Origin of the sequence: Pseudomonas sp. ICMP22404 (assembly GCF_006227205.1) — a bacterium.
GTDB lineage: Bacteria > Pseudomonadota > Gammaproteobacteria > Pseudomonadales > Pseudomonadaceae > Aquipseudomonas.
This window is the reverse complement of the sequence record NZ_VCNG01000005.1, coordinates 179,710-194,512: the sequence shown is the minus strand read 5'-3', so window position 1 is coordinate 194,512 and position 14,803 is coordinate 179,710. Positions and strand designations below refer to the sequence as shown.

14 protein-coding genes are annotated in these 14,803 nt (G+C 59.6%); 7 read left to right on the top strand and 7 right to left on the bottom strand.

The window, feature by feature from the left end; all coding sequences use genetic code 11:
- Positions 1-125: 125 nt before the first annotated feature.
- Positions 126-1,253 (top strand): FAD-binding oxidoreductase, encoded by a 1,128-nt coding sequence (locus tag FGE05_RS11580; protein WP_139644983.1) that lies wholly within the window; start codon positions 126-128, stop codon positions 1,251-1,253.
- 88 nt (positions 1,254-1,341) lie between these two features.
- On the top strand, positions 1,342-1,968 hold the full coding sequence (locus tag FGE05_RS11575; RefSeq protein ID WP_041021610.1) for a transcriptional regulator: 627 nt from the start codon (positions 1,342-1,344) through the stop codon (positions 1,966-1,968).
- Positions 1,969-2,068: 100 nt separating this feature from the next.
- Here FGE05_RS11575 and FGE05_RS11570 read toward each other — a convergent pair whose 3' ends face one another.
- The 7 genes from FGE05_RS11570 to FGE05_RS11540 form a co-directional block, all read right to left on the bottom strand.
- On the bottom strand, positions 2,069-2,845 hold the full coding sequence (locus FGE05_RS11570) for an ABC transporter substrate-binding protein (RefSeq protein ID WP_139644982.1): 777 nt from the start codon (positions 2,843-2,845) through the stop codon (positions 2,069-2,071).
- A gap of 236 nt (positions 2,846-3,081) precedes the next feature.
- A complete protein-coding gene (moaE, locus tag FGE05_RS11565) occupies positions 3,082-3,537 on the bottom strand; it encodes a molybdopterin synthase catalytic subunit MoaE (RefSeq protein WP_139644980.1) in 456 nt (151 codons plus the stop codon).
- Positions 3,538-3,540: 3 nt separating this feature from the next.
- Positions 3,541-3,783, bottom strand: coding sequence for a molybdopterin converting factor subunit 1 (gene moaD, locus FGE05_RS11560; RefSeq protein ID WP_139644978.1), 243 nt, complete (start codon positions 3,781-3,783; stop codon positions 3,541-3,543).
- Entirely contained in the window at positions 3,780-4,253 is a 474-nt protein-coding gene (gene moaC, locus FGE05_RS11555) for a cyclic pyranopterin monophosphate synthase MoaC (RefSeq protein WP_139644976.1), read from the bottom strand. The genes moaD and moaC overlap by 4 nt, the downstream gene beginning before the upstream one ends.
- Before the next feature lie 277 nt (positions 4,254-4,530).
- On the bottom strand, positions 4,531-5,925 hold the full coding sequence (locus FGE05_RS11545; protein WP_041021615.1) for a PhoH family protein: 1,395 nt from the start codon (positions 5,923-5,925) through the stop codon (positions 4,531-4,533).
- A gap of 86 nt (positions 5,926-6,011) precedes the next feature.
- On the bottom strand, positions 6,012-6,218 hold the full coding sequence (locus FGE05_RS29830) for a hypothetical protein (protein ID WP_175363646.1): 207 nt from the start codon (positions 6,216-6,218) through the stop codon (positions 6,012-6,014).
- A 43-nt stretch (positions 6,219-6,261) separates the two neighbouring features.
- Entirely contained in the window at positions 6,262-7,386 is a 1,125-nt protein-coding gene (locus FGE05_RS11540) for a polysaccharide deacetylase family protein (protein WP_139644974.1), read from the bottom strand.
- A 202-nt stretch (positions 7,387-7,588) separates the two neighbouring features.
- Here FGE05_RS11540 and yaaA point away from each other — a divergent pair, with 202 nt between their 5' ends.
- The 5 genes from yaaA to algK all read left to right on the top strand — a co-directional run bounded on the left by yaaA (position 7,589) and on the right by algK (position 14,800).
- On the top strand, positions 7,589-8,368 hold the full coding sequence (yaaA, locus tag FGE05_RS11535) for a peroxide stress protein YaaA (RefSeq protein WP_139644972.1): 780 nt from the start codon (positions 7,589-7,591) through the stop codon (positions 8,366-8,368).
- Positions 8,369-9,178: 810 nt separating this feature from the next.
- Positions 9,179-10,495 carry a nucleotide sugar dehydrogenase gene (locus tag FGE05_RS11530; RefSeq protein ID WP_139644970.1) on the top strand — a complete coding sequence of 439 codons (1,317 nt, stop codon included), beginning with the start codon at positions 9,179-9,181 and terminating at the stop codon, positions 10,493-10,495.
- Positions 10,496-10,595: 100 nt separating this feature from the next.
- On the top strand, positions 10,596-12,077 hold the full coding sequence (gene alg8 / locus FGE05_RS11525) for a mannuronan synthase (RefSeq protein ID WP_373682460.1): 1,482 nt from the start codon (positions 10,596-10,598) through the stop codon (positions 12,075-12,077).
- Between the two features lie 35 nt (positions 12,078-12,112).
- Entirely contained in the window at positions 12,113-13,282 is a 1,170-nt protein-coding gene (locus FGE05_RS11520; RefSeq protein WP_139644966.1) for an alginate biosynthesis protein Alg44, read from the top strand.
- Positions 13,283-13,291: 9 nt separating this feature from the next.
- Entirely contained in the window at positions 13,292-14,800 is a 1,509-nt protein-coding gene (gene algK, locus FGE05_RS11515; RefSeq protein ID WP_139644964.1) for an alginate biosynthesis TPR repeat lipoprotein AlgK, read from the top strand.
- Positions 14,801-14,803: the final 3 nt, after the last annotated feature.

The window sequence follows — 14,803 nt, the reverse complement described above, 5'->3', positions numbered from 1 at the left end:
CGATGAACGAAAACACGGTCAATGGATCGAGGCGTCTTCATCGCGAGCAAGCTCGGCTCCCACACAGGCTCGCCCCCACAGGGGGCCAGCGACGTCCTCAGGATCGCGCTCCACAGGAGAGTTTCATGACCTCAGCAGATTTCATCATCATCGGCGGCGGCATTGCCGGTGCCTCCACCGGCTACTGGCTGGCCCCCCATGGCCGGGTCGTTGTGCTCGAGCGTGAATCCCATCCGGCCTACCACTCCACCGGCCGTTCGGCGGCGCTGTACACCGCCGCCTACGGCACCCCACAGGTACGGGCATTGACCCAGGCCAGTCGCGATTTCTTCGACACACCACCGGCCGGCTTCTGCGAACACCCGCTGCTCACGCCCCGGGGCGAAATGACCGTGGACTTCACCGGTGATCCGGCCGAGTTGAACAATCAGTACCTCAGCGCCAAGGCCACCGTGCCGCAAATGCAATTGCTCAGCGCCGACGAAGCCTGCGTGCGGCTGCCGATCCTGCGCCGGGAAAAAGTCCATGGGGCCATCTATGACCCCACGGCCGCCGACATCGACACGGATGCGCTGCACCAGGGCTACTTGCGCGGCATCCGCCGTAACGGTGGTGAAGTGCACACCGACAGCGAAGTCCTGGACCTGATTCGCGACAACCAGGGGCTGTGGCAGGTGAGAACGGCCAACCGGACCTTCACTGCGCCGATTCTGATCAACGCGGCCGGTGCCTGGGCCGACCAGGTTGCGCAAATGGCCGGCGCCCGGACGTTGGGCCTGCAACCCAAGCGGCGGGCGGCCTTCATCTTCGCCGGCCCCGAAGGCCTGGATATCCATGACTGGCCGATGCTGGTAAGCCTCGACGAATCCTTCTACATGAAGCCCGATGCCGGCATGTTCCTGGGTTCGCCGGCCAACGCCGACCCGGTGGAGCCCCACGATGTACAACCGGAAGAGCTGGACATCGCCCTGGGTATCTACCAGATCGAAGAGGCCACTACCCTGAGCATTCGCCGCCCGATCCGCACTTGGGCCGGGTTGCGCAGTTTTGTCCACGACGGCGACCTGCTGTCCGGTTTCGACCCGCAGCTACCCGGATTCTTCTGGGTCGCCGCCCAGGGCGGCTATGGCATTCAGACTTCCCCGGCAATGGGCCAGGCCAGCGCAGCGCTGGTACGCGGCGAACCGCTGCCCGAAGCCCTGACTGGCTTCGGCCTGAGCAGCGCAATGCTGTCGCCGGCGAGACTTGGCTGACCTTCCCGGAGGTGACGCATCGCCACGATTGCGGCACACTCCCTGCGCCCCTGCTTCACGGGGCGCCGACGCTGCCTGGAGCCCTGTGATGACCGCCCCGCAACCCGATCCGGCCATGGACAATTTCCACACCATCGCCGACGCCATCGCCACCCTGTTCTACCCTCACGCCGAGGTGGTGCTGCACGACCTGCGCACGCAGAAAGTCGATTACATCGCCAATAATCTTTCCAAGCGCGAGATCGGTGACGACTCGTCCCTGGAGGACATGCTCAGCGAGGACGTCAACGAACGAAACATCGGTCCGTATGAAAAGCTGAACTGGGACGGGCAGAAGATTCGCAGCCTCAGCAGCGTCTTGCGCGACGCCGAAGGCCGACCATTGGCGGTACTGTGCATCAACCTGAATATCTCACTGTTCGAGAATGCCAAGGCGGCGCTGGACCTGTTCCTGTCACCCGGCAAGTTGATTCCGCAGCCCGACTCCCTGTTTCGCGATGACTGGCAGGAACGCATCAACACCTTTTTGCATGCCTGGATGCGCGAGCGTCAGTTGAGCCTGAACCTGCTGACCCGCGACCATAAACGCGAGCTGGTGCTGGCGCTGCACGCCGAAGGTGCCTTCAAGGGCAAGAGCGCCTCCAACTATGTGGCCAATGTGCTGAATATGGGGCGGGCGACGGTGTACAAGCACTTGAAGGAATTGAAGGGCTGAGGTTTGTGTTGCCTGGGCTGACGCCATCGCGAGCAGGCTCGCTCCCACAGGTTCGCACGGATCAAAATGTGGGAGCGAGCCTGCTCGCGATGACAATCAATCAGTCACCATAGATATCCGACTTGAAATACTTGGCCTGGATCTTCTGATACTCGCCGTTGGCCCGAATACCATCGATGGCTTTGTTCAAATCTGCCACCAACTGGGTATTGCCCTTGCGCACCGCAATACCAGCACCTTCCCCAACGTATTTCGGGTCCTTGAGTTCAGGACCGACAAAGCCGTAGCCCTTGCCCCGGGGCATCGACAGGAAATCCTCCAGCGGGATGGTGTCGGCAAAAATCGCGTCCAGGCGGCCGGATGCCAGGTCCATGTAGATTTCTTCGTTGTTGCTGTAGCGCTTGACGATCACACCTTTGGGTTCGAGGACTTCGGTGGCGTAGCGGTCGGTGGTGGTCGCCCGCTGCACACCCACGGTCTTGCCCTTCAGGCTGGCGTACTGGTCATCCACCACGGCCCCCTCCTTCATGACCAGCCGCGAAGAGGTGAAATAGTACTTGTGGGTGAAATCCACCGACTTCTTGCGCTCCTCGGTGATGGTCATGGACGACAGCGCCATGTCAATCTTCTTCACCTTCAACGATGGAATCAGTCCGTCGAACTCACCTTCGACCCATTCGCACTTGACCTTCATCTGTATGCACAACGCATTGCCGATGTCGTAGTCGAAACCCTCGATCTTCCCTTCCGAGGTCTTGGAAGCAAATGGCGGATAGGCCGCTTCGATGCCGATGCGCAGGGTCTTCTCTGCGGCGAACAGGCTGCTGGAGGCCAGCAGGCTCAGGGCCAGGCCAGTGACGAGGGGGAATTTCTTCATGATCGTTCTCTCGCGGGATTGTTGTTGGTTTGGCAGAGAAAAAGCAGGCACGACTAATTATGTACTTATAAATCCATACTGGACTTTAATGTACACGCCGTCAATTGAAGAAATGATGGAAGGCCGATGGCCCCCATCGCGAGCAGGCTCGCTCCCACAGAGGATCCCGGCTTGCACGGATCCATTGTGGGAGCGAGCCTGCTCGCGATGACGGACTATCAGATAACAAAGAAGGTCTACTGCTGCTTCCAGCGATCCGCCGCCGCATGATCGCTGTCCCGTCCCTCGACCCAGCGCGGGCCATCCGCAGTGTTTTCCTTCTTCCAGAATGGGGCGCGGGTCTTGAGGTAGTCCATGACAAAGGCGCAAGCGTCGAATGCCGCCTGGCGATGGGCGCTGGCGGCAGCGACGAAAACGATGGGCTCGCCCGGCTCCAGGGCGCCGATGCGGTGCAACACTTCCAGCTTCAGCAGCGGCCAGCGCTGCTGCGCCTCGATGGCAATCTTGCCCAGGGCTTTCTCGGTCATGCCCGGGTAGTGCTCCAGGAACATCCCGGACACATCCAGGCCGTCATTGAAGTCCCGCACGTAGCCGACAAAACTCACCACCGCGCCCACGCCGACATTGGCCGCGTGCATCGCGTTGACTTCGGCGCCCGGATCGAACGGGTCGGCCTGTACACGAATCGCCATGACTCAGCCTCCGGTCACCGTAGGGAAGAACGCGACTTCGTCACCGTCCACCAGCGGTTCATCGAGCTGGCACAACTCTTCGTTGCGGGCGCACATCAGGGTCTGCTCGCTCAACACGTCGAAGCCCTGGCGATCCGCCAACAGCGCGCGAACGTCGTCGACCGTAGTGAATTGACCATCGACGCTCAAAGCGTCCATGCCCACGGCCTCGCGGTAACGGGCAAAGAACTTCACATGGATTTTCATGACGCGTCCGCCTGGAAATGACCACTCTTGCCGCCGAGCTTTTCCAGCACCCGAACCCCTTCAATGGTCATGGCCCGGTCCACGGCCTTGCACATGTCATAGATGGTCAGCGCGGCGACACTGGCGGCGGTCAGGGCTTCCATCTCCACCCCTGTCTGTCCCGAGAGCTTGCAACGGGCAACGATGCGTACCCGATCCTCCCCTTCGGCATTGAGCTCGACCTTGACGCCGGTGAGCATCAGCGGATGACAGAGCGGAATCAGATCGCTGGTTTTTTTCGCCGCCTGGATGCCGGCAATACGTGCGACGGCGAACACATCGCCCTTGGGGTGACCGCCGCTGACGATCATCTGCAGCGTAGCGGGCAACATGCGCACAAAAGCTTCGGCGGTGGCCTCACGGAACGTCACGGCCTTGTCGGTCACGTCGACCATGTTGGCGCGACCTTGGGAATCGAGATGGGTCAGCACAGGGTTACTCCTGATCAGGAGCGTCGATTGTAAACCCGTGAGTCAAATTCCGGCACGCCTGATTGTCGCACCTGCTCTGTCCTATGAGAGCCGGCTCGCTGAAGTAGAGCTTGCTGTGGGAGCAAGGCTTGCCCGCGATGAAGTTGATGCGGTCTGTCAGAAATCACGGTGTCTTTATCGCGAGCAAGCTTTGCTCCCACAGCAGGCTCGCTCACAGGGTTATTTGGCGTGTTCAGGAACCGGGCGACCACAAGATCGCCCGGTTTTTCTTCAGGAGTTACAGATGGGATTCGGCATATTCGGCCAGGATCGAGCGCGGTACGCCCTGCAGGGTGATGTGGACCCCGTTGGGGAAGTCCTTGAAGCGTTCGGTCAGGTAGGTCAGCCCGGAACTGGTCGCGGACAGGTAAGGGGTATCGATCTGCGCCAGGTTACCCAGGCACACCACTTTGGAACCGGCGCCGGCACGGGTGATGATGGTTTTCATCTGATGCGGGGTGAGGTTCTGGCATTCGTCGATCAGGATCAGGCTCTGCTGGAAGCTGCGACCCCGGATGTAGTTGAGGGATTTGAACTGCAACGGCACCTTGCTGAGGATGTAGTCGACGCTGCCATGGGTGCTTTCGTCATCCATGTGCAAGGCTTCGAGGTTGTCGGTAATGGCCCCCAGCCAAGGCTCCATTTTTTCCGCTTCGGTACCGGGCAGGAAGCCGATCTCCTGGTCCAGGCCCTGCACGCTGCGGGTGGCGATGATGCGCCGGTAGCGCTTGCTGACCATGGTCTGCTCGATGGCGGCGGCCAGGGCCAGGATGGTCTTGCCGGAACCGGCCGCGCCGGACAGGTTGACCAGGTGGATATCCGGGTCGAGCAAGGCGAACAGAGCCAGGCTCTGGTAGATGTCACGGGGTTTGAGGCCCCAGGCCTCCTGATGCAGCAAGGGTTCCTGGTGCAGGTCGAGAATCAGCAGCTTGTCGTCTTCGATCTCCTTGATCCAGCCGACGAATCCCTGTTCGTCGATGATGAACTCATTGATGTGCACCGCCGGCAGGTTGTCGATCAGTTGCACCTGATGCCAGGTGCGACCATGGTCCTGGCGAGTATCGACCTTGCTCACGCGGTCCCAGAAGGAGCCGGTCATGGTGTGGTAGCCATTGGGCAACAGCGAGACGTCGTCGACCAATTGGTCGGTGCTGTAATCCTCCGCCGCAATCCCGCAGGCTCGGGCCTTGAGGCGCATGTTGATGTCTTTGGTCACCAGCACCACGGCGCGATCCTGGTTGCGCGAGTGCAGGTCGATCAATTGGTTGATGATGATGTTGTCGTTCAGGTGTTCGGGCAGTACGAGGTTGGGCTCGGTGCGCTTGCTCATCAGGATCGAGAGCAGGCCCTTGGGGCCGCCTTTGCCACGCTGGATCGGCACGCCCAGCTCGACGTCTTCGGGAGATGCATCCCCCAGGGTCTTGTCGATCAGGCGGATCGCCTGCCGGCATTCGGCCGCAACGCTGTGGTGACCGCTCTTGAGCTTGTCCAGCTCCTCGAGCACGGTCATCGGGATGGCAACGTGGTGTTCTTCGAAATTCAGCAGTGCGTTTGGATCGTGGATCAATACGTTGGTATCGAGTACATAGAGGATTGGCTGGTTGGAGGAAGGGCTACGTCCGTGGTCATCCATACTCGGTCACCTTTGTGGGGGCCATTCGACGCAATACCATGACAGTGCTGCGCCTCGAGGTAGCCACCGAATTCACCCGCGAGGATTCAGGTGAACTGCACACAAACGGGGTCTGGGAAGACGCCACCTGTGTTGCAGGTTTCGGCGGTCTGACTTCTTGATACCCCAAAAACCATGACAGGAAAAAGCACTTTGACGCTTTTTTGAAGTTTATTTTTCAGAGTGACGAAAAGCCCTTGGCGTACCGTCGCTACGCCGTTAAAGTCGGAAGTCCGGTCGTCATGAATGCGCACCGATTTTTTCCTCTCCCCCCGTGTTTCCGGGCCTTGCGCGGTTTCAGCGAAACGCCTCCTGACAATCTTGCCAACCGATCCCGCTTTGCGCCGTCTGCGTAATGAGCCAGGGCATTGCCGTCTTCACCGCATCCTGCTTGGCGTTGAAGTTGATCACCCCGTGGCGCCACAGCAGCATCAAGGTCAACGCGCGCTGGGCACTCTGTTCGGGCTTGAGCCGGTTGGTGCCGTCCTGGGGATCGATATCCCACAACGCTACTTGCAGGCCCTGCTGCCTGAAAAATGCCTCGGCATCGCCACGCCGCTGACCCTGGGGCGGGCGGAACAACGGCACATAGTTCTCCGGCAGCTTGCCTTTGACCAGATCGACGCTGCGCCGTATCGAGTCCTGCCAGTCCTGCCAATAGCTATGGGAGCGGAACTCCCAGCCCTGAACCCCCACGCACTGTTCCGAATATAACGATTGGAGGTTGTTGACCGAGTCCTCCACCAGCCGCGCCTGGATGTCCTTGCCCAACACAAAAAAAGTGCCGTTCATGTTCGACTTGCGCAAGTAATCCGCCAGCCACGGGGTATTGTCTGGCGCAACGTTGGCACCGCTGTCGAACGTCAGCAGAAACAGCCGGTCATGCATGTCCTCGCCGTTGCGTTCGTAATCGCCGAAACGTTCTATTTCGCTGCTGGTTTGCGGAAAAAGCGCGGCTTTTCGCAGCAACTCATCCCGGTATTGGGTATGAAAAATCTGGCTTGGCCCGGCCCATTTGAAATAGAACGAGTCTTCATCGAGATGAAACCTGCGCGCCTCCTCACGCAAAGTCGCCATGTCCTCCACCAGGTAACAGAAAGAGGCGTCTTGATCACAGCTCCGTTGGGCGAAGTTGTAACTGGCCAGTAACCGCCGCCACAACCGTGCACGCAGGGTGGAGATCGCCGCCATATTCACCGAGCGCAGCCCCAGGTATTGCTTGAGGGCGATTTCGTCCATGGCATCGGTGTCCAGCAACACCCGGGCGAACATCAGGATCTCGGCCCGCGAAGCGACGTCGAACAGGGTCGGACTGGTGAGTTGTTCCGGCCAGGTGCTGCGGTCCAGGGTGGCGATGTCGTTGGGCGCGGCAATGGCAGTGAGGCTCAAGAGCCAGGCCGATAACACAAGCACGATACGCAAAAGGGATGTCTCCATAACGAAACCCGCGCGGCATCATAGCTGATCCAAGAACGACGCCCGCTTATCTCATTGCTCGAACAGGGCTTTTGTGGCGAGGGGATTTGAATATTTCCTTCACGCCACCGATCACCTATTACCCCGATAGCTGGAGTCCACCCGGACAACCCCCTAGAATCGCCGCACCCTCAAAGGAGACGATTGCATGCTGATGGTGATTTCCCCCGCCAAGACCCTCGATTACGAAACACCGCCGGCCACCGAACGCTTTACCCTGCCCCAGTACCTGGACCATTCCCAGGAACTGATCGAGCAGCTGCGTGAATTCTCGCCAGCACAGATCAGCGAACTGATGCACGTCTCCGACAAGATTGGAGGCCTCAATGCTGCGCGATTCGGCAGCTGGACCCCGGCGTTCACCCCGGCCAATGCCAAGCAGGCCCTGCTGGCCTTCAAGGGTGACGTGTACACAGGCCTGGACGCACAGAGCTTCAGCGAAGCCGACTTCGAGCACGCCCAACAGCATCTGCGCATGCTCTCCGGCCTTTACGGCCTGCTGCGGCCGTTGGACCTGATGCAGCCCTATCGTCTGGAAATGGGCACGAAACTGGCCAATGCCCGAGGCAAGGATCTCTACGCATTCTGGGGCACCCGTATCAGTGAATGGCTGAACGAAGCCCTGGCCGACCAAGGCGATGACGTGCTGTTGAACCTGGCTTCCAACGAGTATTTCTCGGCAGTCAAACGCAGTGCCTTGAACGCACGCATCATCGATACTGAATTCAAGGATCTGAAGAACGGCCAGTACAAAATCATCAGTTTCTACGCTAAAAAGGCCCGCGGATTGATGAGCCGGTTTGTCATTCAGGAACGCATCGACGATCCGGCGCGGCTAAAACAGTTCGATGTGCAAGGCTATCGTTACAGTGCCGAGCAGTCTTCGCCCGAAAAACTGGTTTTCCTGCGCGACCACGCCCCACAATAACGCAACACCTCTTCCGGGCCCCTGATCAGGGGCCTCGATCAGACCTCGACAGGTCATCTCACTTCCCCGCTCAATTCGACACATTATTGACGCCAATATTTAATCCACCCCCTGAGCTAACTTTTCTTTCACTCGACAAATGTCAGTTTTTTCCGTAGTGGCACAGAAAATTTTCAACAGTAGTGGCAAAAAAATATCTAGGCCTCTTAACTCCCCGTAACTAAAGGGCGAAATCGCAAGTGCTATCAATATGAGAGCAGTGCCATCTCTGCCTATATTTCAAAAAATTTCCGAAATCGCGATGAGCGGGCTGGAACTATGTCCAAATGCACGGCTCATACCACCCGTAACGATTCTCGCCGAACGTGTACGAGATAACTTACATGGGACGTCGATCGAAGTAACCAAGTTGTCATGGCAACTAAGTGAAACGGTCGCTCTTATAGATCCAAGATGAAAGGACAGGAGATAAGGCACCATCGCTATCCCCTACAAGGCCAAGGCTGCGCCCCTATAACGTGCTCACCCGAGCACACAAGCTTCTGATTTTGTGGGCTTTTTGCCAGAAACCAGAAGTGAACGACCTTTGCACGAACGTTCTGGATAACGAGGACTGGCTGCATAACAGGGCAGGTCATAACAAGAAGGCCGCACTGCGCACAACTTGAGTGCAATTATTTAGACACTCGGAACTTAGTATGCCTGCACACGGCACTGTGGCGCCTGCATTCCACACTTCCGAGTGCACTATGACCGCTGAACACTATTAACTCCGGCCATTTAATGGCGTGAAAAACAGAGGTAAATGCGATGCGCATTAGCATATTTGGTTTGGGTTACGTCGGTGCAGTATGTGCCGGTTGCCTGTCTGCACGGGGCCATGATGTGGTTGGCGTAGATGTCGCCAAAGACAAGATCGATATGATCAACGCCGGCAAATCGCCTATTGTGGAACCGGGTCTTGGGGAGTTGCTGGCTCAAGGTATTCAAACAGGTCGCCTGCGTGGCACCACCAACTTCGCGGAAGCCATTCGCGATACAGACCTGTCGATGATCTGCGTCGGCACGCCGAGCAAAAAGAACGGCGACCTGGAACTGAACTACATCGAGGCCGTCTGCCGCGAGATCGGTTTTGTCCTGCGCGAAAAGAGCACCCGCCACACCATCGTGGTGCGCAGCACCGTGCTGCCGGGCACTGTCGCAAACGTTGTCATCCCGATCCTCGAAGACTGCTCCGGCAAAAAGGCCGGTGTCGATTTCGGCGTTGCGGTCAACCCTGAGTTCCTGCGTGAAAGCACCGCGATCAAGGACTATGACCAGCCACCGATGACCGTCATCGGCGAATTCGACAAGGCCTCTGGGGACGTCCTGCAATCGCTGTACGAAGAACTCGATGCGCCGATCATCCGCAAGGACATCGCTGTCGCCGAGATGATCAAGTACACCTGCAACGTCTGGCACGCCACCAAAGTGACCTTCGCCAACGAGATTGGCAACATCGCCAAGGCCGTGGGCGTCGACGGTCGCGTCGTGATGGATGTGGTCTGCCAGGACAAGGCCCTCAACCTGTCCCAGTACTACATGCGTCCAGGCTTCGCCTTCGGTGGCTCGTGCCTGCCCAAGGACGTACGTGCCCTGACCTATCGCGCCAGCTCCCTGGACGTGGAAGCACCGCTGCTCAACTCGCTGATGCGCAGCAACGAATCCCAGGTGCAGAACGCCTTCGACATCGTCTCCAGCCATGAGAAACGCAAAGTCGCCCTGCTGGGCCTGAGCTTCAAGGCCGGCACCGACGACCTGCGTGAAAGCCCACTGGTAGAACTGGCGGAAATGCTGATCGGCAAGGGCTACGACCTGCGCATCTACGACAGCAACGTCGAATACGCCCGTGTCCACGGCGCGAACAAGGATTACATCGAGTCGAAGATTCCTCACGTCTCGTCCTTGCTCAACTCCGACTTCGACTCGGTGATCGACAACTCCGACATCATCATTCTCGGCAACCGCGACGAGAAGTTCCGCGCGCTGACCGAGAACGTACCGGAAGGCAAACAGGTCATCGACCTGGTTGGGTTCATGTCCAAGGCCACGACACCGAATGGCCGGACCGAAGGCATCTGCTGGTAAGTCTGTTTGCCGGTCGGGGCTTGCTCCGACCGGCCTTTCGCCTGCCTTAACCCATCGGGCCGCCCACAAGGCCCGCCCGAGATAGAGACGGATGCAGATTATGCACAGGCTAAAGCACGGCCTGCTTCAGGCCGCCGGTTGGCTGTTTTACTTGAGTTTATTGATGGGCATCGCCATGGCGTTGCCCACGTCCACGTTCGACTCCGAATCCAAGGATTTCATTTTCCTGATCGGCGCCGTGGGCATCTGGCGTTACTCCATGGGAGCAACGCATTTCGTGCGTGGCATGATCTTCCTGTACATCGTCTACCCGCACCTGCGTCGCAAGGTACGCAAGCTAGGCGCGGCGGCGGATCCTTCCCACGTCTACCTGATGGTCACCAGTTTCCGGATCGACGCGCTGACCACTGCCCAGGTGTATGGCTCGGTGATCCGCGAGGCCATCGAGTGCGGGCTGCCCACCACCGTGGTCTGCTCCATCGTGGAAATGTCCGACGAACTGCTGGTCAAGAGCCTCTGGGCCCGCATGAACCCGCCAGCACGGGTCAAGCTGGACTTCGTGCGCATCCCTGGCACCGGCAAGCGTGATGGTCTGGCCTACGGTTTCCGCGCCATCTCCCGCCACTTGCCGGACGACCGCGCTGTGGTTGCCGTGATCGATGGCGACACCGTGCTCGCTGAAGGCGTCGTGCGCAAGACCGTGCCGTGGTTCCAGCTGTTCGGCAACGTCGGCGGCCTGACCACCAACGAGTTCTGCGAAGTGCGCGGCGGCTACATCATGGCCGAATGGCACAAGCTGCGTTTCGCCCAGCGCCACATCAACATGTGCTCCATGGCCCTGTCCAAGCGCGTGCTGACCATGACCGGCCGGATGTCGGTGTTCCGCGCCACCGTGGTGACCAACCCGGACTTCATCGCCGACGTGGAAAGCGACTCGCTGCAACACTGGCGCCTGGGTCGCTTCAAGTTCCTGACCGGTGACGACAAGTCGAGCTGGTTCAGCCTGATGCGCCTGGGCTACGACACTTTCTACGTACCCGATGCGGCGATCAACACCGTTGAGCACCCGCCGGAGAAAAGCTTCATCAAGGCCAGTCGCAAGCTGATGTTCCGCTGGTACGGCAACAACCTGCGGCAGAACTCCCGGGCACTGGGCCTGGGCTTGAGACGTCTGGGCCTGTTTACCTCGGTGGTGCTGTTCGACCAGCGCGTGTCGATGTGGACCTCGCTGCTGGGCCTGACCGTGGCATTGATCGCCAGCTTCAAGTACGGCACCGCGTTCATCCTGGTGTACCTGCTGTGGATCGGTATCACCCGGTTGATCCTGACTCTGTTGCTGTCGTGCTCCGGACACCGGATCGGCCCCGCTTACCCGGCGATTCTCTATTACAACCAGATCGTCGGCGCGATGGTGAAGATCTATGTGTTTTTTCGCCTCGATCAACAGTCCTGGACCCGTCAACCCACTTCGCTTACCCGTGATCTCGCCAGCTTTCAACGTTGGTTCAACACCTGGTCGTCTCGGACCATGACCTTCTCTGCCGGCAGTATTTTCGTCGCCGTGCTGTTGACGATGGTCTGACCGAACTCGCCTGAATTAACTAGGAAATCGCCCCTATGAACACCGCCGTGAATGTCAACGTAGTGCATGAATCCGAAGCCCAGCGCCAACACGCCCGAGTGAAAATCCCGGCCAAGTTGCGCTTCTTCGGCCCCGACCGTACCCCCATGGAAGTCAAGGTCCTGGACCTGTCCGCCGGCGGCCTGAGCTTCAACGCCGGCCAGATGCCGCTCAAAGTGGGCGAGTCCTACAAGGGCCGCCTGCAATTCGTCATCGACAACCTTGGCCTGGCCATGGACGTCGAATTGCAGATCCGCTCCCACGAGCGCCAGACCGGCCGTACCGGTTGCCAGTTCCAGAACCTGGAGCCTCGGGATATCTCGACACTGCGTCACATCATCACCTCGCACCTGGCCGGCGACATCGTCGGCGTCGGCGATGTGCTGGCGACCCTGCAACGCGACAACTTCACCAAGGCGCGCAAGCAGAAGGATGAAAACAGTGGCATGAGCGCCATGGGTCGCCTGCGGGCTGTGACCTTCAGCCTGGGCGTGTTCATCGTCGGCCTGGCGGCGTTCGGGTTCATCTTCAAGTCGGTGTACGGCATGTACTTCGTCAGCCACGCCCAGGCAGGCCTGGTAAACGTACCGGGCATGGCAATCACCATGCCACGCGACGGCACCGTGCAGAGCCTGGTCAAGGCTGACGGCGTTGCCGCCAAAGGCGCCCCGCTGGCGACCTTCAGCACCAGCATGCTCGACGTGCTCAAGGGCCACCTGGACGACAACCAGCTGCAACCGGCCAAGGTCGAGGAGCTGTTCGGCAAGCAGATGACCGGCACCCTGACCTCCCCTTGCGATTGCATCGTGGCCCAGCAATTGGTCGCCAACGGTCAATACGCCAGCAAGGGCGACGTGATCTTCCAACTGGTTCCACGCGGCACCGAAGCCAATGTGGAAGCACGCTTCTCCTATCGCCAGTTCGGCGAAGTGCGTCCAGGCACCTCGGTCAACTTCCAGGTCGCCGGTGAAGACATCACCCGCACCGGCAAGATCGTCAGCAGCACCAGCCTGAAAAGCGAAGACCTGTCGTCGGATATCCGCGTGCTGATCAAGCCCGACGAGCCTCTGGACAGCGCCCTGGCCGGCCGTCCCGTGGAAGTCAACAGCGACCGTGGTCCGAACCTGAACTGGCTGGTCGAAAAAGCCATGGCTGTCGGTAAGTAAGCGGAGGACATGCCAGTGACGACTCCACAAAACAACAATGCGCTGCATTCCCTGTGGGAGCGAGCCTGCTCGCGATGGGATCAGCGCGGTGTGTCTGATGTATCGAGTGGCCCGCATCGCGAGCAGGCCCGCTCCCACATGGGAACCCTCAGTGCCATTGCGCTGGCAATCAGCCTGGCCGGTTGCGCCGGCCTGCCCGATCAGCGCCTGGCCAACGAAGCCCTCAAGCGTGGTGACACGGCGCTGGCGCAGCAGAACTATCAGCAACTGGCCGACCTGGGCTACAGCGAGGCCCAGGTGGGTCTGGCCGATATCCAGGTGGACAGCCGCGACCCCGAGCAGATGAAAAAGGCCGAAGCGACTTACCGCGCGGCCGCCGATATCTCGCCACGGGCCCAGGCTCGCCTGGGTCGCCTGCTGGTGGCCAAACCGGGTTCCACCGAGGCTGAAAAGCACGAGGCCGAAGGCCTGTTGAAAAAAGCCTTCGCCAACGGTGAAGGCAATACCCTGATCCCGCTGGCGATGCTGTACCTGCAATATCCCCACAGTTTCCCGAACGTCAACGCCCAGCAGCAGATCAGCCAGTGGCGCAGCGTCGGCTATCCGGAAGCGGGCCTGGCGCAGATTCTGCTCTATCGCACCCAGGGCACCTACGACCAGCATCTGGATGAAGTCGAGAAAGTCTGCAAGGCCGCCCTGGCAACGACCGACATCTGCTACGTCGAACTGGCCACGGTCTATCAGAAACGCGGCCAGCCGGAACAGCAGGCCGAGTTGCTCAAGCAACTGCAGGCCGCTCACCGCAGTGGCGCGGCCTCTGCCCAACGGGTGGACAGCGTCGCCCGTGTCCTGGCCGATGCCAGCCTGGGCAAGACCGACGAAAAGACCGCCCAGTCCATGCTCGAGGAAATTGCCCCGGGCTACCCCGCTGCCTGGGTCAGCCTGGCGCAGTTGCTCTACGACTTCCCCGAACTGGGCGACGTCGACAAGATGATGCAATACCTGGAAAACGGCCGCGCCGCCGACCAGCCTCGCGCCGAGCTGTTGCTGGGCAAGCTGTACTACGAAGGCAAATGGGTGCCAGCCGACGCCAAGGTCGCCGAAGCGCATTTCCAGAAAGCCGTCGGCAGAGAAGTGGCCGCCGATTACTACCTGGGCCAGATCTATCGTCGTGGTTACCTGGGCCAGGTGTACTCGCAAAAAGCCCTGGACCATCTGCTCAAGGCCGCCCGCAACGGCCAGAACAGCGCCGACTTCGCCATTGCCCAGCTGTTTTCCCAAGGCAAGGGCACCAAGCCCAACCCGGTCAACGCCTATGTATTCAGCCAGTTGGCCAAGGTCCAGAACACCCCGCAAGCCAACGAGCTTGCCCAGACCCTCGAAGCACAACTACCGCCGGAGCAGCTTGCCCAAGCCAAACGCCTGCTACAACAAGAGCAGGCCATTCGTGGCGTCATGAGCCCCGATACGCTGGAACTGCAAGCCCTAAAAGAAGATAACGGCGAGGAACAACTATGAAGT

What these genes read in the sequence shown, in the direction of transcription:
- moaE (WP_139644980.1), bottom strand. Translation starts at nt 3,537, where the DNA reads ATGGCGATTCGTGTACAGGCCGACCCGTTCGATCCGGGCGCCGAAGTC.
- FGE05_RS11530 (WP_139644970.1), top strand. Translation starts at nt 9,179, where the DNA reads ATGCGCATTAGCATATTTGGTTTGGGTTACGTCGGTGCAGTATGTGCC.
- alg8 (WP_373682460.1), top strand. Translation starts at nt 10,596, where the DNA reads ATGCACAGGCTAAAGCACGGCCTGCTTCAGGCCGCCGGTTGGCTGTTT.
- FGE05_RS11580 (WP_139644983.1), top strand. Translation starts at nt 126, where the DNA reads ATGACCTCAGCAGATTTCATCATCATCGGCGGCGGCATTGCCGGTGCC.
- FGE05_RS11570 (WP_139644982.1), bottom strand. Translation starts at nt 2,845, where the DNA reads ATGAAGAAATTCCCCCTCGTCACTGGCCTGGCCCTGAGCCTGCTGGCC.
- moaD (WP_139644978.1), bottom strand. Translation starts at nt 3,783, where the DNA reads ATGAAAATCCATGTGAAGTTCTTTGCCCGTTACCGCGAGGCCGTGGGC.
- FGE05_RS11575 (WP_041021610.1), top strand. Translation starts at nt 1,342, where the DNA reads ATGACCGCCCCGCAACCCGATCCGGCCATGGACAATTTCCACACCATC.
- FGE05_RS11520 (WP_139644966.1), top strand. Translation starts at nt 12,113, where the DNA reads ATGAACACCGCCGTGAATGTCAACGTAGTGCATGAATCCGAAGCCCAG.
- algK (WP_139644964.1), top strand. Translation starts at nt 13,292, where the DNA reads ATGCCAGTGACGACTCCACAAAACAACAATGCGCTGCATTCCCTGTGG.
- FGE05_RS11545 (WP_041021615.1), bottom strand. Translation starts at nt 5,925, where the DNA reads ATGGATGACCACGGACGTAGCCCTTCCTCCAACCAGCCAATCCTCTAT.
- yaaA (WP_139644972.1), top strand. Translation starts at nt 7,589, where the DNA reads ATGCTGATGGTGATTTCCCCCGCCAAGACCCTCGATTACGAAACACCG.